14 protein-coding genes are annotated in these 19,151 nt (G+C 48.6%); 5 read left to right on the top strand and 9 right to left on the bottom strand.

Annotated features, from left to right (window positions below):
* Window positions 1–78: 78 nt before the first annotated feature.
* Window positions 79–795: a LytR/AlgR family response regulator transcription factor gene (locus BMZ56_RS08370; RefSeq protein WP_090626109.1), complete on the top strand. Its 717-nt coding sequence runs from the start codon at window positions 79–81 to the stop codon at window positions 793–795.
* A 118-nt stretch (window positions 796–913) separates the two neighbouring features.
* Here BMZ56_RS08370 and BMZ56_RS08365 read toward each other — a convergent pair whose 3' ends face one another.
* Together BMZ56_RS08365 and BMZ56_RS08360 are read right to left on the bottom strand one after the other, a co-directional pair.
* Entirely contained in the window at window positions 914–1,666 is a 753-nt protein-coding gene (locus BMZ56_RS08365) for a carboxypeptidase-like regulatory domain-containing protein (protein ID WP_090626108.1), read from the bottom strand.
* Window positions 1,667–1,679: 13 nt separating this feature from the next.
* Window positions 1,680–2,999 carry a hypothetical protein gene (locus tag BMZ56_RS08360; RefSeq protein ID WP_090626107.1) on the bottom strand — a complete coding sequence of 440 codons (1,320 nt, stop codon included), beginning with the start codon at window positions 2,997–2,999 and terminating at the stop codon, window positions 1,680–1,682.
* 211 nt (window positions 3,000–3,210) lie between these two features.
* Between BMZ56_RS08360 and BMZ56_RS08355 the strand changes: the two genes are divergently transcribed.
* From BMZ56_RS08355 to BMZ56_RS08345, 3 genes are read left to right on the top strand one after another with little or no spacing between them, the layout of a single operon-like run.
* Window positions 3,211–4,554 (top strand): OmpA family protein, encoded by a 1,344-nt coding sequence (locus BMZ56_RS08355; protein WP_177195087.1) that lies wholly within the window; start codon window positions 3,211–3,213, stop codon window positions 4,552–4,554.
* 5 nt (window positions 4,555–4,559) lie between these two features.
* A complete protein-coding gene (locus BMZ56_RS08350) occupies window positions 4,560–5,357 on the top strand; it encodes a hypothetical protein (protein ID WP_143072875.1) in 798 nt (265 codons plus the stop codon).
* A gap of 50 nt (window positions 5,358–5,407) precedes the next feature.
* Window positions 5,408–6,226, top strand: a complete 819-nt coding sequence (locus BMZ56_RS08345; RefSeq protein WP_177195086.1) for a class I SAM-dependent methyltransferase — start codon at window positions 5,408–5,410, stop codon at window positions 6,224–6,226.
* A 154-nt stretch (window positions 6,227–6,380) separates the two neighbouring features.
* On the opposite strand, the gene BMZ56_RS08340 is transcribed toward BMZ56_RS08345, so the two are convergent.
* Window positions 6,381–7,805: a hypothetical protein gene (locus BMZ56_RS08340; RefSeq protein ID WP_090626103.1), complete on the bottom strand. Its 1,425-nt coding sequence runs from the start codon at window positions 7,803–7,805 to the stop codon at window positions 6,381–6,383.
* Window positions 7,806–7,997: a hypothetical protein gene (locus BMZ56_RS08335; RefSeq protein WP_090626102.1), complete on the bottom strand. Its 192-nt coding sequence runs from the start codon at window positions 7,995–7,997 to the stop codon at window positions 7,806–7,808.
* Between the two features lie 167 nt (window positions 7,998–8,164).
* Here BMZ56_RS08335 and BMZ56_RS26045 point away from each other — a divergent pair, with 167 nt between their 5' ends.
* Window positions 8,165–8,239, top strand: a complete 75-nt coding sequence (locus tag BMZ56_RS26045) for a hypothetical protein (RefSeq protein WP_369678703.1) — start codon at window positions 8,165–8,167, stop codon at window positions 8,237–8,239.
* Between the two features lie 118 nt (window positions 8,240–8,357).
* Here the strand turns inward: BMZ56_RS26045 and BMZ56_RS25945 are convergent, their stop codons facing one another.
* The 5 genes from BMZ56_RS25945 to BMZ56_RS08305 form a co-directional block, all read right to left on the bottom strand.
* Window positions 8,358–8,969: a hypothetical protein gene (locus BMZ56_RS25945; protein WP_245893138.1), complete on the bottom strand. Its 612-nt coding sequence runs from the start codon at window positions 8,967–8,969 to the stop codon at window positions 8,358–8,360.
* Between the two features lie 218 nt (window positions 8,970–9,187).
* Window positions 9,188–11,602 (bottom strand): ABC transporter permease, encoded by a 2,415-nt coding sequence (locus BMZ56_RS08320; RefSeq protein WP_090626100.1) that lies wholly within the window; start codon window positions 11,600–11,602, stop codon window positions 9,188–9,190.
* A 115-nt stretch (window positions 11,603–11,717) separates the two neighbouring features.
* Window positions 11,718–14,078 carry an ABC transporter permease gene (locus tag BMZ56_RS08315; protein WP_090626099.1) on the bottom strand — a complete coding sequence of 787 codons (2,361 nt, stop codon included), beginning with the start codon at window positions 14,076–14,078 and terminating at the stop codon, window positions 11,718–11,720.
* 181 nt (window positions 14,079–14,259) lie between these two features.
* Window positions 14,260–16,728 carry an ABC transporter permease gene (locus tag BMZ56_RS08310; RefSeq protein ID WP_090626098.1) on the bottom strand — a complete coding sequence of 823 codons (2,469 nt, stop codon included), beginning with the start codon at window positions 16,726–16,728 and terminating at the stop codon, window positions 14,260–14,262.
* Between the two features lie 38 nt (window positions 16,729–16,766).
* The gene (locus BMZ56_RS08305; RefSeq protein ID WP_090626097.1) at window positions 16,767–19,148 is read right to left on the bottom strand and encodes an ABC transporter permease; all 2,382 of its coding nucleotides are present in this window, start codon (window positions 19,146–19,148) and stop codon (window positions 16,767–16,769) included.
* Window positions 19,149–19,151 lie beyond the last annotated feature (3 nt).

Genomic DNA, 19,151 nt, shown 5'->3' with positions numbered 1-19,151 from the left:
CGGTGATCGTTGAACCGGCTCTCGGGCCAATAGATGCCCAGCAACGATGGATAGCGGATTAAAAGTAAAGAAAAGAAAATGAATACCATTTTGATTGCCGATCGGGAACCAGCACATCGCCAGCAAATCAGGCGGCACATCGATAACCGTCCCGGATTCCGTGTGATAGGTGAATGCAGGAGCAGCAATGAGACCATTCGTTGTGTAAACACATTGGAACCTGATGTGCTTTTCCTGGACGTACAATTGGGTGGCGACAAGGTGTTTGACCTTATCCGGCAGGCGGAGCATATGCCCAAGGTCATCTATACAGCTCGAAACGAATCCTATGCATTGCAAGCGTTTGATCACCAAGCACTCGATTACCTTTTAAAACCCTTTGGTGCGGCACGGTTAGATGCGGCACTGCAGAAGGCGGCGTGTCCGGTCGGTGTGGATGATTTACCTGGCCACACAGCCACCCCTCCTGCGCGGCGGAGGCATCTTTTCGTGGAAGACGGTGAACGGCTCAGGCGTATTGCCATACACGATATTCGCTTCCTAAAAGCTGCTGGCGATTATACCGTCGTTTATACGATACATGGAGAATTCCTCAGCACTTCGGGTATTGGGCGCATCGCGCGTCGATTGGATGATTCACAATTTTTACGGGTGCACCGTTCGTTCATCGTCAATATGGAACGCATCGACGCCTGCTATCGGGAAATCGGCAGGCTTTACGTGGTGATGGAAAATGGGCAGGAGATAGGTGTGGGTAAGCACTACCTAAATGGTATCAAATCCTTAATTCTTTAGGGAAAGATGGGCTATTTTTAGGTGGATGGAGAGCGGCCGCGCATCCGAATCCTGTCATGATTTCGACGCTATTTCGAATGATCGCACGTGGCAGGAAAATAAAAAGTGGAAGCCTCCATTACGGCTCCCAATAATATTCCAGTGCCGAGCAATTATCGCAATGCGCTGCGATTTGCGGCTCGAAGTTGAGTTCGTAGTCCGCCACGAAGGGGTCTTCCGAATTCCATCTGCGGAAGGTTACCGGTTTTCCGTTGTATGTACCGGTTAGTCGATAGCGGCCGATGGGAATGTCCCTGAGGGTGTGGGCATCTTCAGCTTTCAAGCGGATTGCCTCCCCTTGGCTGCCATCAATCAACGGTCCAATCGGAGTGAGCAGAAAATCGATTTCGGTTGCTTCGATGTAAACCCCCGGAAAGTTATCGAGGGTCACCAATCCTCCATAATGACCGGAAAGCGGCTCGGGCATCGTTCCCGTCAACTTCCATACGAAATTACGCACTGCACCTTCGTCCCCGAATCCTGTGGGGTTATCGGGGTGTAAATAAAAGGAATAGGTCTTGCCGTTGTATGCGACCGCCCGTTTGGCGAATGCGTACCACGAGCCCGTCGGTACATTGATGGCGTACTTGCCTTCGCCGTTTGTGCGGGTGGTTATGTTGGCATTGAAGAAAATGCTATGATCAATGATGATGTGCGTGCCCTCCAGCGGTTTTCCGGCCCGGTCTTTGACGATACCCGTTACATAGCCCATTCGTGGGCCATCGCCGTCCGGCCCATCTTTGGTCTTTGTGCAACCGCTATGTAGCAGTGGTATCACGCTCAATGCCAAGAGCGTGATACCGAGCGTGCATTGTTTTTTGGTGTATTCCATATGATTACCTGAATTAATGTTGCTTAATCTTGAATGTGCATTTCACCGATTTACTATCGCTGTAGCCGCACGCTTGGTCGCTATAATAGACCGTGCCGGAAAAGGTACCTTCGATGGCGACATCCGTGATTCCAACTTCCGTGACGCCACTATAGTGGATTTCTGGGCATTGGACGTAGACGTTGTGAAAAGATCGCCGCATCCCGTGAGTTGGTATGCTCACCAGAATAAAAGACTCCCCGGCCTTGATGCCGCCGGGGTAGGTACCCGAGCCAATCCCAAAGCAGCCCAACGTGACGGCCACACCTGCTTCGTTGGCGCTACTGACCGTAATCTGACCGCCCATGACCGCTCCCGATGCGCCCTTCGATAGATCGTGGCGCACCCCGTCTACCTCAAGGAAAAAGTAGTGGTCGGGCTCCAGCAGGATCTTCGTGAGCAGGATGAGCTTACCAAGCTTCCGGCGGCCGTTGGGTGCCGTAGGGTCGCTGATGTAACCGTATTTGCTTTCGACTTCTACCTGGATTTCCACTTCGGTTGCTTCATTGATGATTGCTGGCGCTGTGTATACCGCATCACCGAGCTTGCCATACTTGTTCGCCTGCGGTTCCAGCTTACCTGGCCCCGATACAATTTTCCAGTTACTTACCGTTACGTCTTCCTTCCAATAACCGATGTCGTCCATGGCGCCGAGCGAGACACTGTCGATATGATTGGCGGGGACGAGCTCGCCCAGCACTTGTTGCAGTAATTGGAGGTTCACCGTCCCTCCGGCACCGATGGATTCCCGTTCTTTCCGGAGCGACAGCAAATCAAACCATACCCAGTCGCTGAAATGTGTGGTCGCTACGGTCAAGCGATGCTGGGCTTCGTCCAATGCCGTGGAAACGCCGCACCAAACACCTTTGTCGTTCTGGAAAGCTACCATACGCGTCTGTGGGGCGCCATCGGTTTGGGGCTCATAAAAAAACGATACCTTGATGGGTTTTTTGAAGCGAGTTCCCTCCGGTGTCAGGCGGAAAGCCGGATAGGGAGAAGCGTCATGGAGCGTATTGGCGATCGGCTGGATGCCGAAAGTTGTGGGCTGTTCCACCGCCCCGGGCGGGACTTCCAGTCGCACTGCCCCATGGAACCACAGGGCGCCGCCCGTAGCATCGATGACAGTCGAGACGGCATTGCCCACTGGCTGCCCCTTGGGCCTGATGACCGGCTCGCCGAATACCGGGCGAGGCTCTTCAATTGCGGGTGCATCCTTGCGGCAGGAAATCGTCAGTAGGAGGAGCAGTCCGCAGGCAAGCCAATAGGTGTATGTGTTGACAAAGTTCATATTCATTTTTGGCAAGTATCGGTAGTAAGCGGCAATTGTTTTTTTCGTTTTCGATAAACGATCGATGGCGTCGATGAAGCGACTGGAAAAGGCGATAAGCGAAACAGGAGTTTTTGTCGAAGCTATGATGCGTTCATGCCGCTATATAGCTGTTTATCGAAATGGAAAGCAGTCATTGTCGGCAGTGGCTAGCTTTGTGCCGATTAATTTTGATGTTATGAAGCATTTATCAGTAAAAAGAGTGCCGATTGCTGCGGTTGTGGTCATGCTTTTCAGCGTCGTGCCGCCAATGGCACAGGGCCAGTCCATTCTCAATAAAATCAAAGGACGTGTGGAGCAGACCGCCACCCAACGGGTATTGAACGAAACCGATAAGGCGGTGTCCAATGGTATCGATAAAGCCATCGAATCGGCAACGGCAGGAGGGAAAACCTCAAGCTCGGATAACAGCAAGCCGTCAACAGACGGTGAACTTGCTGGATCCGGAAGAGATACGAGCAGCAACCCAAGAGCTGCCATCCAAGCGTTCAGTAGGTATGATTTCATTCCTGGCGACTCCGTATTATATACCAACGACCTTGCCGGCGAAGCCATCGGTGAGCTACCCACCGGATGGAATAGCAATGGCAGCTCGGTAATTGTCAGCCTTGGCGATATTCCCGGCCAATGGCTGCGCATGGCACAGCGCACGGTCGTCTTAACAGATAATGAGCAGCCCTTTGGATCAGATTTCACGGTCGAATTCGATATGGTGCTGCAGTACGATTTCAAAGGCTGGCTGCCGCCGTCGTTTCAATTTGGGCTGCTGGCTTCCGGTAGTGAATCCACGACCTCCAACAAGCTTTTGTCCGATCCGAAAGGTGAGAAGTCGTTTTATGTGGAAGTTTCTCCGCTGTCCGATGCCGGAAACATCGTGCTCGAGAGCTATGAGAAATATACGCGTTATTTCAACAATCCGCCTACCAAGAATCGACTGGTGCGGCAATGGTACGGGAAAGTGTCGCATGTCGCCATCCAGGGGCAAAAGGAACGATTGCGTATCTGGGTGGACGGCGAAAAGCTATATGATGTGCCGAAGGGAATCCCGAAGGGAGGTGCGTTTAATCAACTATTTTTCCAACTGAGTAGCAGCCCATATGACGATGAGCAAATCGGTGTGTATTTCAGTAACATCAAGATCGCCAAGGGGCTGCCTGATACCCGGCATAAGCTGGTGGAAGAGGGAACGTTCAGCACGACAGGCATTTTGTTCAATACCGGTTCGGCGACAGTTAAGCCGGAATCGGCCGGCGTGCTGAAAGCCATCGCGGAAGTGCTCACCCAGCATCCGGACATCCGTGTGCGCATCGTCGGCCATACGGATGCCGTCGGCGACGATAAAGCCAACCTCGAACTCAGCGAACGCAGGGCCGCTGCCGTGAGCGAAATGCTGCAAGCCGAATACAAGATTGAAGGCAGCCGATTGGATACTGGAGGCAAAGGTGAAGCTGAGCCGGTAGCCGACAATCAGACAGCAGTGGGTCGGACGCAGAACAGAAGGGTAGAATTTATTAAATTATAAGAGCGATGAGCAAGTGGATGTATGGCGCAATAGCGCTTTGGTTATTAGCTGGCTGCGGTAAAGAAGAGGGTACGGACGTACCCGATCCGCTGGAAGAGGGGAACGATTGGGATATTGTCATTCCTTCATCGAAGGATCAGCCCGGCTTTGGGAATACCGATGGCGTTCCTGCCGGTGTGTCCTGGCAGTTGCCCGAAGGGATCGAAGTAGTGGCTCGGCCAGACAAGCCATTCAACCCCGATCTCGGACTGTTACATGGCAGCATGAACACATTTTATGCCGATGTGAATTTTATCAATAACTTAGATGTGACGGTCACGGTGGAGGTACCGGGCGGCTTGATCTGCCTGTTCAAACACGAAGGGCGTACGCAAAATGGCATCCTGACGTCCACGGTACGTATCCAGGTGCCGCCTACATATGCTGACGTCAATACGCCCGCAGACACGACCACTGTATACCTTGGCTTGGGTTGTCTCAACCACTCCATGGCATTCCCTTGGGAAGAAAATCAACAATGGGACACGCAGGATTATCCCATCGGCAAAAATATGTACGAGCCCAGTGTGGTCACCAATGATCCGAATGTCCGCAAGTTGCTGGAATTGGTAGAAAATTACCCCAAGTTGCGGCTCACGCAGCATTACAATCCATGGGATGCATTGGAGCCCGACTATGAGACACCGGATTGGCAGGTGATTTATGGTATAATCCAAAATGCCTTGTGGGAAATTACCGATGGACCAGGGTTGACAAGGAAAGATTACCGGGAGTTGGTGGAGGCGTTACAGCCATATAAATAGAATAAGAATCATGTTGTGGTTAATTTGCATTCAAAAAAATGTGTCAAAACTTGACTTCGAAATACAATGAGATAGGCACCGGCTACAACAGAACGCGATCGGCAGATGCCTACTTAACCGGGCGCTTCTATTCCTTGCTTCGACCTCCGCATGCAGGTAAGAATTTGGACATCGGCTGTGGAACAGGGAATTATGCCATAGCGTTGCAAAATCAAGGTGTAAATTTCGTAGGTATTGACCCTTCAGAGCATATGTTGGATGTTGCTAGATATCGCAATAACTCCATCGACTGGAGACTTGGTGCCGCGGAAGCCGTCCCCGCTTTAGACGGTGAATTTGAAAACACGATTGCTATGTTGACCATTCACCATTGGTCCGACAGGCAAAAAGCATTCGGCGAAATTAACCGGGTTCTGAAACCCGGTGGGCGGTTCGTGATTTTTACTTCGTGCCCCGATCAAATGCAACATTACTGGTTAAATCACTATTTCCCCCGAATGATGGCTGCTTCTATGTGTCAAATGCCGACTATTGAAGATCTCATTAGCGATCTGAAGTACTTCGGCTTTCGGTTAATCGAAACCGAAAAATACGATGTTCGCAACGATTTAACGGACTTCTTTTTGTATGCTGGAAAGCCTCGGCCAACATTGTATCTGGAACCGGCATTCAGACGGGGGATATCATCTTTTTCGTCCCTGATTTCACCTACTGAGTTGACTACGGGATTGAGGCAATTGGAAAAGGACATTGTGACTGGCGACATAACACGCATCTGTGAAAAATATCAATCGGGTGCAGGAGACTATATGTTCATAATCGCACAAAAAAAACCTACAGCCATTGAAGGCTCGCCATCCACCTCCTGAAAAATTCGTGTACCAACCGACGTCTATACCACCCCCAGCGGTTGCCCCTTTAACTAAGGGAAAAGGGAAGTCGATGTCGACATTTATCTTTGGCACAAGCACAATATCGCTGGCGAATAACGATTCAATACCCATAGACAGATCGTAATGGTTATCACATTAAGGTTGCTGCATTTCCGTTGCCTGTATTGAAGAACGCCGATATCCCGAAACGGAAACCGGCTTTTGCATCGAGGTAGGGGTTGCCGGCTACCCATCCGTCGGTTTTTCCTTCCGCCACGGCAACGATGCGCCAGATTTTATTCAGTAGATAGAAACCCTGTATACGAAGCAATCCGCCGGGATGTGCTTTGCGGTCATGGAAATCCTTGGGTTGAAACCACAACATCGCCGAAGGCTGCAACAGCAAGCGTTGCTGCCCGTTGATATGAAACATGAAAGGACTCCGCTCCACTTCGATACCCGGCAGTAACCGGTGTTTATTGCGGTACCCATGGAGACTGATGAGGTACTGCTTCTCCCGATGATCAATAAAAAAATCTGCCGTAAGGTCGTAGCCAAAAGAATTAAGATAATGTCTCATGGCCACATTGAGTGCAGTATATTCGTTTAATGGAATGCGGTTGATCCCGATCATAAAGGGCGACAGGAAATTTAAGTATTGCATTCTGCCCATCTTTTCCAGGTACCGGTATTCTTCATCGGTCAGTGCGGTCGTCTTAATGGCTCGGTCTAGGCCAACGCCGCTGGGATGGGCACCCCGCGCCTCGTAAGGTTCATCCGGCCGGTGCAGGTCATACACCCAAGGCGTGAAGTCCCAACCGACAAAGTCACGGTCGGCTACCGCCAACCCATGTGCATTCATGCTATCGATACTGGCATTGTAATCACTTCTTTTAAACTGATTCACATAGTCGATGGCATGTTTGGTGAGTAGGATATTCAAGGCAATGTTGGCATGCTTGGAGCCACTGAAAAAATTGTCCTTTTGCAACCCTCGTAATAGCAGAAACTCGCTTTCAATACCGGCGGCAAAGCTGCGTACTAGCTCCCCGGGCGCCTCCTTTTTCAGGCGAATGAGGTCCTCATCTTTTACTTGGCTCACCGAGCCATTGGCGAATCCACCATTGAAACGGTTATAGGTTTCGTTGTAAGACGATATGCTTCTGATGGTTAGGCCGACACGATGGAATTCTTCGTGCATCCACTGCGGTGACAGTACCACACCATAGTAAGTAAATACGTAGTCAACCAACCCCGAAGTCACATTAGCTGCAATGCGGTTGTAAATGCGCTTTCGCTTCGTATCCGGATGGATAAAACCGTGCCAGAGCTTGTTGTTGAAATGGTAGTTGACACGGTGCAGATTTTGTGTTACCGCAAGGGCCTGTTGCATGGAATAGCTATCAAATAACTCACCGGAACGAGTGGCGTCTTGTTGGAAGGGCATGTCCAATAGCGGAAGGTCAATCCGTAACGGATAGTTTCCCAAGCTGTCTTGTCCTTTTGCCCGCTCAATGCAGTACAGCAACACTAACGTACACAAAGCGCTGCGTATAAAAAAGCTGCTCGATTCCATTTAGTCGCAGGCTAACAGTGAAAAGAGATGGGCAAAATAGTCGAGACCTTCTATTTCCAGCTCGATTGTAGGCGTAGGTTGCCTGACTTCGGCGGGCAGATCCACGATGTGGCGGAGTGACGCGTTCGATTCTGCAAGGAGGCCAAACATTTCCATGTAGTTGCTGGGGCCGTCAATTGTCTTTTTGTTCATCTTTATATCTAGTTTTCAGCAAAACTAACAGGGATAGTGATTGCGTTTTTTGATTTTCGATAATGTGCACGAGAAGCCGACAAATACCCTATAGGGAAGGTTAAACGGTCTCGACACCATGGAAGAGACTGCCACCGGCATGGGCGCAAACTTCAGAAAACGATGTATTGCGGAATGAGGATGAGGCGTATGCTCGCAAACTCAACAAGGTTTGGCGTGCCTGTCACCCTGACCCTGTATAACGGATTGATCCATGATTTCAGACTGGCTGAATCCGATTGTCGATGTGCCTGCCATACAAACTGCGATACAGCAGGCCGTATCGGCTTTAAAAATTGCAGTAAAGGAGTGCTGTTGTCATCACCGCTTCTTGTCAATCAGTTGCGCCAGTGACTTGCCCGTTTTTGCGAATCCTTCAGCAATGCGATCGTTCGTGTTTGGTACACCAACGAATGCTATATCACCCAGTGCTTTTTCCGATTGGATAGACAAGACGACGTTGCTAGGATTTGCTGTTTCTACAAAATCGAGTTGGATACTCACTTTTGCAGGTTGTTTCATTACGCCACCGAACCAACCGGGATAGATCCATGTCGGTTTAACGATCAACGTGAACGGCGCATCTACATCGCTGGAGAACTCCAATTGAGCTTTTTTTGAATTTTCACTGGCGATGGTAGTAAATTTATCGAGGAAGCGTTCGTTACGGAAAGACTTCCAATCTTGCACCCAATTGGCGGATTCGCCGGGCTCTTTTTCGTCGATCTCCTTCACGCGGCGGTCGATATACTCCTGCTCGGACAGGTTTTCATTGTAAAACGTTACTTTGCTGAAATCCATGGTCACGTTAACCTGTTCCTGTCCTTCCAGAAATCCGAAGTCGCCGGAGAGGACTTTCATTTTTTGCGCCTGTACCGCTGTGACCACAGCGAATAACATAAAACCTGCTAAGAGTGTTTTTATAGCTTTCATTGTTTTAATGGTTTGTTTACAGGGCCAATTTAGCGCTTCATTTATGTTATTTGAAACTTTATTTGAATAATACCTAAAAATAGGTAGTCTCCAATAGTAACTCGTTTCAGATACGCATAGGGATTTGCCATCACTCGTGCGAATCCATGAGGCCATGTACTCGCTGCCCACCAGCCCAATGGAATAGCAAGGACCAGGTGATTTCTTGTCATAACAATTTATTCATCTCTTAGTGAATCCACCGGATTGGCCACCGCCGCTTTTATTGCCTGCCAACTTACTGTAAGCAGCGTGATAACTACGGCCACCAGTCCCGCCGCGGCAAACACCCACCATTGGATGGTGATCCGGTAGGCGAAATTATCGAGCCATTGATTCATTGCTAACCAACCTACCGGGAATGCAACTATGGACGCAACCAAGACCAATTTTAAAAAATCATTGGACAGCATTTGCGCTACCTGTGGTACGCTGGCTCCCAACACCTTTCTGATTCCGATTTCTTTGGTGCGTTGTTCGGCTGTATAGGTTGCCAGGCCAAATAACCCAAGACAAGCCACTAAAATAGTCAATACAGTAAAAATATTTAGGATAACAGACGTCTTCTGTTCAGCGGCATAGGTGTTATGGAAGAGGTCATCCATAAACGCGTATGTAAACGGCTCTTCCGTAGCGTAATTATTCCATTGTTTTTCCATCGTTTCCAGCAAGCCCGCAATATCTGTTGTATTTATTTTAAAGATCAAACCACCCTCGGGGTACAATGTCATAAACAAAGGGCTAATTGCTTCATGCAGCGATTTAAAATTGAAGTTCTTCACGACACCAATTACATGAAAAGGAACATTCTCGCCTCTCACGCTATTTTGCCTGATCACCGTTTTACCGATAGCGGTTTGTGCATTCCAGCCCAATGCGGTCGCCGCTGTCTCATTTAGAATAATACCCGAAGAATCAGTTGCAAAATTTTTGGAGAAATTCCTTCCACGGATGATGTGCATACCCATTGTAGGTATGTAATCTTCATCCACATGATAATCCACTCCGTTTACAATATGTTTGTCATTGCCTTGCGGATAAGCCAACGCATTGTTATAATAGCTCGGTCCTGCGGGCTTATACCACGACGCCGTTGCGCTTGCAATCCGCGAATCCTGCAATAGCTGCTGTTTAAAAACCTGTTCATTCTTGCCCAACGCATAAGAATTTGGGATTGTGATGAGCTGCTCTTTGTCGAAACCGAGGTCTTTATTTTGCATATACCTCATTTGCTGATACACGACGATTGTTCCAATGATGAGCGTCACCGAAATAAAGAACTGGAATACGACCAGCCCGCTTCTTAAACTGATATTTTTGACACGGGCCGCGGGTTTTCCTTTTAAAACGGCGACGGGCTTAAAAGAAGATAGGTAAAAGGCAGGATAAATACCGGCGATGACGCCCGCCAACATCCCTAAGCCGATAAACGCAAGAATAGGGTTCATATCGAAAGTTAAATTCTTGCCGGAAATATGATTGAAAGCGGGCAACACCAATTGTATCACCCCAAATGCAATAAGTAGAGAGAAGCATGATAGGAGGGTAGACTCCGATAAAAATTGTTTGATGAGTTGAAATCTGTCGGAGCCGACCACTTTCCGTATTCCCACTTCCTTTGCTCTTTTAGATGCGCCCGCCGTTGAAAGGTTAACGAAGTTAATGCAAGCAACAACGACCATAAACAACGCGACTCCTGAAAATATGTACACAAACGCTTTGTTGCCGCCCGGCTCAAACTCCGTAGTTGTGTAGGAGTTAAGGTGAATGTCGGTCAAGGATTGCAGGGCAAATCCAAGCCGGTTGCCTTGCGTGGTGAATTGCTCCAGGCTTAAGCCCATCTGCTGCTGTATTTGTGGACCCATATAGGTTTTAACCATTTGTGGAAACCTTGCTTCTAGCTGCCGCAGATTACTGCCCGGCTTTAGTAAAAGGTACGTATGGAAACCGCCATACATCCACGAATCCGACGTGGCGTCTGTATAACCTTTCATCGAGCCAAATAAATCAAAATGGAAATGTGAATGGGTTGGAATATCTTGAATGACACCTGTTACCACATACGGTTGGTTGTTGTCATTGGTTAATACGATAGTCTTTCCAATGGCGTTATCTGCTCCAAAATACTTCTCAGCGGTTGTTTGCGTAATGACAACCGTGTGTGGTTTAAGCAAAGCGGTTTCGGGATCGCCCTCAACCATTGGCAATGTAAAAATGTTGAAGATATTGGGGTCGGCAAATGCGAACCGGTCGCCTTTAAATACGGTTTCTTTATACAATAATTTTGGATTGCCGTAATCGAGGAGCCTCGTCGCATCCTGTACTTCAGGAAAATCGCTTTTCATGGTTTGCGCCACGGGGGCCATGGTAACGCTTTCATTTATTTTGCCGCCGTTGATATCGGCGCGGAAAACCACCCTTGCAATAGTTGCCGCGTTCTCATGGAACGTATCGTAGCTCAATTCATCTTGCACAAACAGCATAATGATAAAGCATGTCGCAATACCGAGCGACAAACCCGAAATATTGATTAATGAGAATAGCTTATTCCTTTTCAGGTTTCGCCAGGCAATTTTGAAATAATTCTTGATCATTTTTTTTAGTGCTCAGCCTCAGCAATCCGCTTGCAGCCTTTTTTTAATTTTTCCTTTTTGCTTCTTCCGTTTTCATGTATATCTTCCGGCAGTTCCATCGGAAACTAGCCGACAATTACTCGTCTCTCAAACTCTCCACCGGATTGGTCGTAGCCGCACGAACAGCATTCAGACTCACCACAGTCAATGCAATGCAAAGGATAACCAAACCCACGATAACGAACACCCAAACCGATATTTCGATGTGGAACGTATAATTTTCTAGCCAGTTGTGCATGAGCCACCAAGTGAGGGGAGCTGCGATAGCGAAAGCTATAAGTACCAGTTTCATAAATTGGCTCGATATCAGCAGTATAACCTGCTGTACGGAGGCGCCCAAGACTTTTCGAATACCGATTTCCTTGAAACGTTTTTCAACCATAAAGGAGGCCAAACCGGCCAGACCGATGCAGCAGATAAAGATCGCTAAGCTGGCAAATAGGTTCGTAATCTTGCTGATTAGCTCTTCTGTCAGGAACTTATTCCCGAACTCTTCATCGGCAAATTGATAGTTGAACGGATAGGCCGGATTGTATTTTTTGAATACGGATTCGATGAGGGGTAAAGCCTGCTGCGGCTGCACCCCGTCGGCCAAACGTAGGGATATTACCCCCGTAGCGTTTGGATTATAAAAGGTTAACATCGGATCTACCGGTTGATACGGAGATTCCATGATGATGTCTTCGGTAACACCGATGACATGATATTTTTCGTCGCCGAAACGCATTTCCATGCCAATCGGGTCTTTCAGCCCCATCGCTTCCACAGCAGACCGATTGAGCAAGATAGCACTCGAATCGGAGGGCATTCCACTGAAGTCCTGACCTTGTAGCATGTTGATCCCCATGGTTTTAGTGAAATCCACATCTGTTCGGATTCCCGACACGATCAAATTGAAATCGGCCGGCTTCCCGTTCCAGTCCGGTGCACCTGATTTCCACCATACCTGCGTAATGGGCGAGCTCGAACGTGTGACAGCCTGCACCAATTGGCTTGCTATTAGTTCCTGTTTGATCACAGCGAAGTTTTTCTCTGTATCATCCGTTGATGTAATCATAACGAGGTTATCCGGATTATAGCCCATATCCCGGTCTTTAACATATTGTAATTGTTGATACACAATAATCGTCGCAGAGATTAATAGGAACGAAATTACAAATTGGCCCACCACCAGCAAATGTCTTGGCAACACCGCATTGCTACCTGTAAGAAATGTGCCCTTCAATACCTTAACCGGATTAAAGGAAGAGAGGTACAGTGCCGGATAGCTGCCAGCAATGATTCCCGTAAGGAGGACGATTGCCAACGCACCCAACCAAAAATAAGGCTGGCTGATGTCCAATGAAAGGTCTTTAGCTACCAGTGTATTGAATGCTGGCAACAATGCATATACCATGAAGATGGAAAGGAAGAAAGCGATCAGTACCAGGATCGTCGATTCACAAAAGAACTGTAGAATCAATGGTGTTTTCCCGCTGCCCATGGTTTTTCGTACACCCACTTCCCTAGCCCTTTTTTCTGACCTCGCCGTAGAAAGGTTCATGAAATTTACGCAGGCGATCATCAAAATGATGGCGGCAATAATCGTAAATAACCGAACATATTCAATCATGCCACCGACATTTATTCCATCCCTGAATTCGCTGTAAAGTCGCCATTTACGCATTGGGAACGTAAAATATGTACTGCCCTTGTCGTACGGGTCGTGTTGTTTTTTTATGGTATTGATGGCATGGTCAATTTGCTGCATATCCGCGCCCGGTACCGCCTGCACATACACCCGCCAACTTGAACCGTTCCAGTTGTTCATCATCCGCCGGACATCGGCATCGGAATAATTGAAAGGGCGGATAAGGTCGAATTGGAAACTGGAGTTATTTGGCGGATCGGCCACCACTGCGGTTATTGTTAGTTCCCTGCTTTCCTCTACAACTGTAATGGTTTTACCAATCGGATCTGCGTTACCAAATATGGCTTTCGCCGCGGACTGCGTGAGCACCACGGAAGAGGGATCCTTGATGGCAGTTGCCGGATTTCCTTTTAGGAAATTCCAGGAAAATAGGTCAAAGAAATGCTCGCTTACGGTATAGCTGCCTTGTTGAAGCAGCACATCGTTGTAGCGGAGTGTGATATCGTATCCCTGTGTCGTTACCACCGCGTGTTTGATTTGGGGGCTGGCATTTTCCAGTGCGCTGGCAAGTGGCAATACCATGTTGTAGTCGGTAAATACGCGGTTGTTGAAATCCCGGTTGGCAATGACCGTATAAATATCATCATAATTTTCGTGGAATTTGTCATAGCTAACCTCGCTTCGCACCCAAAGCAAAATGAGTATGGTGCAGGTCATTCCAATGGTCATCCCCAACAAGTTGATCGCTGCGAAACCCTTGTTTCGGATCAAATTTCGCCAAGCCGTTTTGAAATAGTTCTTCAGCATTTTTTAGTAGTTAGTACTTAGAAAGGACGGTCATTGTTCTTTGTCACTTTCATTCGTGTTCTATAAAATCTTTCACCCGCTATCTCCTTCCATCACTTCCTGTTTTAGCCTGTTGCGAAGACGGCCTAGGATACGGTAGCGTAGCGCCCTGAATCCAGAGGTCGCGCAACAGGCTAAAACGTCACTCATCCCGCAACGACTCGACCGGATTGGCCACCGCCGCACGGATTGCTTGCCAACCCACGGTAAGCATCGCGATCACTACAGCTACCGATCCAGCCAATGCAAACATCCACCATTGAATATCGATACGATAGGCAAAGTCAGCCAGCCACTTGTTCATGGCCCACCAGGCAATGGGCGAAGCGATGACAATGGCGATCAATACCAGCTTCACGAAATCTTTTGACAGTAAGCCCAAGACGCTTGTTACCGTTGCACCAAGCACCTTTCGGATGCCGATTTCCTTGGTACGCTGGAAAGCCGTAAGCGTAGCCAGGCCAAACAGGCCGAGGCAACTGATGAGGATCGTGATGATGGTTGCCAAATTAATGAGCCTACCGATCTGTCGTTCCTGTTTATACATCGCCTCCAACGTTTCATCGTAAAACCGATATTGGAAAGTTTCAGCAGGATAGAAAGCGGCCCATTCCTCACCGATAGCCTTCAGCGTCGCTTGCCAGCGGGCAGGATCGTAGCTGTCCATTTTGATATTAAATGTGGTGAGACTCGGCTTTTCTGTTGCGAGGATCACCGGTGTGATCGGTGTATAGAAATCCTGTGTATGGAAATCCTTTACCACCCCGGCGATTGCTTGTTTGGCATTCCCCCGCTGGCCGATGAATTTGCCAATCGCTTCATCGGGTGTCTTGAATCCAAATGCGCTGGCCGCCGTTTCATTGATGATGAATTCAGCGATCGTATCCGATGCCCGTATGTTTCTGCCAGCCAGCAGATCCATTTGGTAAAGATCCAAAAAGGCCGTGTCGATGAACTTTTTGTATCCGGTGATCTCAACCGGATTCTTTCCGTCCGGCGCATACCCAAAGGGGCTCGACGAATAACCGGATGACAAGGGAGCACTTCCCAAAGCAACCTTTTCGATACCCGGCAGCTGCCTAAGTTCATTGAGCAGCGTGAACTGTTTGTCTTGGTAGCGAGGGTCTGATAGATATTTCCAAGGTACATTAACCAATACAACGGCATCCTTGTTGAAGCCCATGTCGGCCCTCAGGGTATGACGCAATTGTGTGCCGACAATAATTGCACTGATGATAAATACCAACGCGATGGTAAATTGGAATACAATCAATACCTGTTGGAGTGAAAAACGACGTGCGGGCGTAGCCGTCGAAAAGAAATTTTTGAATACATCTACCGTTTTCACCCGGGTGATTAGCCAGCTGGGGTATAGTCCCGCGAATAACGTAATGAGTACGACAAGGCCAAGCATGAAACCGATCAGTAATCCGATACCATCCGTTGGCGTTACACCCACGGGAATAATATCGGCCAGCCCCCAGAACGCCAGCCTACCAAATGCAAACGCGAAGATTGAGGCAACAACGGCAGTGATCAAGGTTTCGCTTAAAAACAAGCCAATCAATTGCCAGACACCTCCTCCAAGGGTCTTCCGTACACCAATTTCCTTGCCCCGTTGTGGGATCTGCGCCACGCTCATGTTGACATAATTGATACAAGCAAGGACGAGCAAGAAGACGCCGATGCCGATCAGTCCGTATAGAACGGGCTTACTGGTTTTGCTCACACCGTAATCAGCAACATGCGTGGCGAAATGGGCATCTCTTATAGGCAACAATTCGTATGACCGCCCTCGTTTGGGCACGTTCGTATTTCCTTGGCTCTTGCGCTCTTCTTCAAAGGCACTCCAATGGCGGGCATCGAGTTCATTGATTTCGCGTAGTTTCGCACGGGCATTTACGCCATCGGCCAACTGCAGATAGAGCCTGTCGCTGCCGTTGGTATTGGTCCACATGTAGCTTTCGTAAGCTGTTTTAGGCAATGCGAAAAACTCCTGGGTGGTAAATTCGGACGGGGTATAATAGTCGGCTACGATCCCCGTGACCGTCCGTGTGACCGTATCGCGTCCATAGTACGTAATCGTTTGACGGAGAATGTCCTCCGGATGGATGTTGGGAAAATATAGGCTGGCCCGGCTCTGGGTAAGGACAACGCTTTCAGGGGCATCTAATGCCGTACGCTTATCACCCGCAATCCATCTGTAGGGTAACATAGCGAAATAAGATGGGGTGGTCGCAGCGATTTGGTCGGGATCTTCCTTGATGAAGACTTCCTGGTTTTTCCGTTCGATTTCCACGCTGTTTACCCATTGGCCAAACACCGGAACCACATGTTCCATTCCGGTAATTTCTTCCGCGATACCCTGATGCAGCGGCGCGGATACACCTCCCATGCGGGATTCCTTGCCTTCCCGGCTGAATGCGCTGATGACTTTATAGATACGTTGGCTCTTGGTCAATTGCACATCGTAGCTAAATTCGTAATCAATGATGCGGTAGATTACCCAACAGGCACTGATGCCGATGGCCAAACCGAGAATATTCAATGCGGTGAACAGTTTGTTTCGCCACAGGTGCCGAAAAGCATTTTTAATGTGATTTTTTAACATAGTAGGTTCGTCTTATCGATGTCATCTGTTTTTAGGTCCTATTCATCCCTTAAACTATCAATGGGATTGGCTATTGCGGCTTTTAGCGCTTGCATTCCCACGGTCAGCAGTGCAATGACAAACGTCACAACTGCCGCCAGGGCAAAAACCCACCAATCCAGCGTCGTACGGTATGCAAAGTCGCGCAGCCAATGGTTCATGGCGAGATAGCTGGCGGGAATAACGATACACGTGGCGACAAGTACCGGCCGCAGGAGTCCGCGGGTAAGCAGTACGATAATACCCGTAACCGACGAACCCAACACTTTGCGTACCCCGATTTCCTTGAAGCGTTTCACAGTGGTGAAGGAGGCAAGGCCGAACAAACCTAGGCAGGCAATAAAAATAGCCAAACCGGCGAAAATGGTCAATAGCCGCTGCTGCCTGAGGTCGGTCCGGTACAGTTCATCAAACTGTTGGTCGAGGAATTCGTATGCAAACGGATATCCGGGTACGGCCTGCTCGTAAGCCTGTTTGATGGCGGCGAGGCTTTGCTTAATGTTTCCACCGATGGTTTTGACCAATGCTACGCGATGATCGGGATACGGCGCAATGATAAGCGGTTCAATATTTTCCTTGAGCGACAAAAAGTTGAAGTCTTCTACTACCCCAACGATGTGTCTTCGTTCGCTATCACGGATCGTATTTCTGATCCATTTGCCAATGGCCTGCTCGGGGGTCCAGCCGAAACTGGCGGCAGCAGTCCGGTTAATCAATGCAGCAGCCGTACTGTCGGTGGGGTATTCGGGCGAAAGGTCTCTGCCGGCGATGAGGGTCAACCCCATCGTTTCGACAAATTCGAAATCGGCAAACTCGGATCGGCTTCGCCGTTTCTCGGTATGTTCCTCCACTTCGAACATCTGTCCGTCGAAAAAGCCGCCGGGCTCTCCGGACATCAGGGAAACAGAAACCACCGAGGGCTCTCCTTGAAGCGCATTTTTAAACCGATTTCGGTTTACATAAAAATCGTCGTTATCAATACGGACGATAACGACTTGTTCGGCATGATAGCCGAGTTGCTTGTTTTTGACATAGTACAGCTGCTTAGCGATGACGATGGTACCGATGATAAGGAAAATCGAGATGCAGAACTGGAAAATAACCAATCCCTCCCTGAACACGGTACCTCCTTTGCCGACGCGCAGTTTACCCTTTAGCGCTTGTACCGGCGAAAAGGAGGAGAGGAAAAGAGCGGGATAGCTACCAGCGAGAAAGCCGACAACGACGACTACACCGGCGAGGAACGTCCAAATGGGCCAAGTACCCCAGTTAACAGTCAAGGGATAACCCAATAACAGATTATAGCCCGGTAATAGCATCGTCAACAGGCCAATGGATAGGATGCACGACATAAATGTCAACAACACCGATTCACCAATAAATTGCCAAGCCAATCCTTTTCGCTGTGCACCAAGTACCTTTCGTAGTCCTACTTCCTTGGATCGGTCGACTGACTGGACCACGGAGAGGTTTACATAATTGATACAGCCAATGAGTAAGATCAACAGGGCGACCGAGATGAAGATATAAACCACCTGTTTGTCGCCATGTTTAGCCTGATCAAAAGAGAAGCGCTCAAAGTAAACATCTTTCAACGGTGTCAGCGAAAGCGAAAACCGGTATCCGTATTCTTTCATATCGTGCCCCATGTATTTTTCCATAAACTCGGGAAAGCGGTTTTCAAGCTGACCTTCCGTAACGTTGGGTGCAAGTCGTACGTAGGTGTAGAGTCCGTTGTTAATCCATACATTCATCAGGTTTGAAGCCTGGTAGTTCGCCAGGGGAACAAGCAGGTCAAATTCGAGGTGTGAATTGGAAGGTACATCTTTGGCAATAGCGGTGACTCTGAGCTGCAACGTTTTGTCGAGCTCGATCAGTTGGTTCATTGCCTTATCAGCGCTCCCGAAATACTTCTTCGCCGTACTTTCCGTAAGGACCACGCTGGTAGGATCACTCAATGCCGTGGTGGCATCGCCCTGTACCAGCGAAAAAGAAAACAGGTTGAAAAAATTGGAGTCCACATCGTATATCCGTTTTTCCCGGAAAGAACGATCGCCAATGGTGACCAAACCTTCGGTGGGGTTTACACGGACGATTTCTTCGATTTCCTCGCTGAAGTCGTTTGATAAGGCGGGTGCATAAGGCCCCGAAAGATAAGCCACGATGCTCTGTTGGCCTCCTTCGATTCCTACTCCACGCATTACACGGTAAATCCGATCGTTGTTAACATGGAAACGGTCTACGCTGAACTCGTTTACGATGTAAACAAAAATCATCAGGCACACGGTAATGCCGATGGTCAGGCCAAGGATGTTGATGAAAGAAAAGGCCTTTTTCTTCATCAGGTTGCGCCAGGTGGTTTTGAAGTAGTTCGTTATCATGTT

It is taken from the genome of Parapedobacter indicus (assembly GCF_900113765.1).
Taxonomy (GTDB): Bacteria; Bacteroidota; Bacteroidia; order Sphingobacteriales; family Sphingobacteriaceae; genus Parapedobacter; species Parapedobacter indicus.
This window is presented reverse-complemented; position numbering and strand designations above follow the sequence as displayed.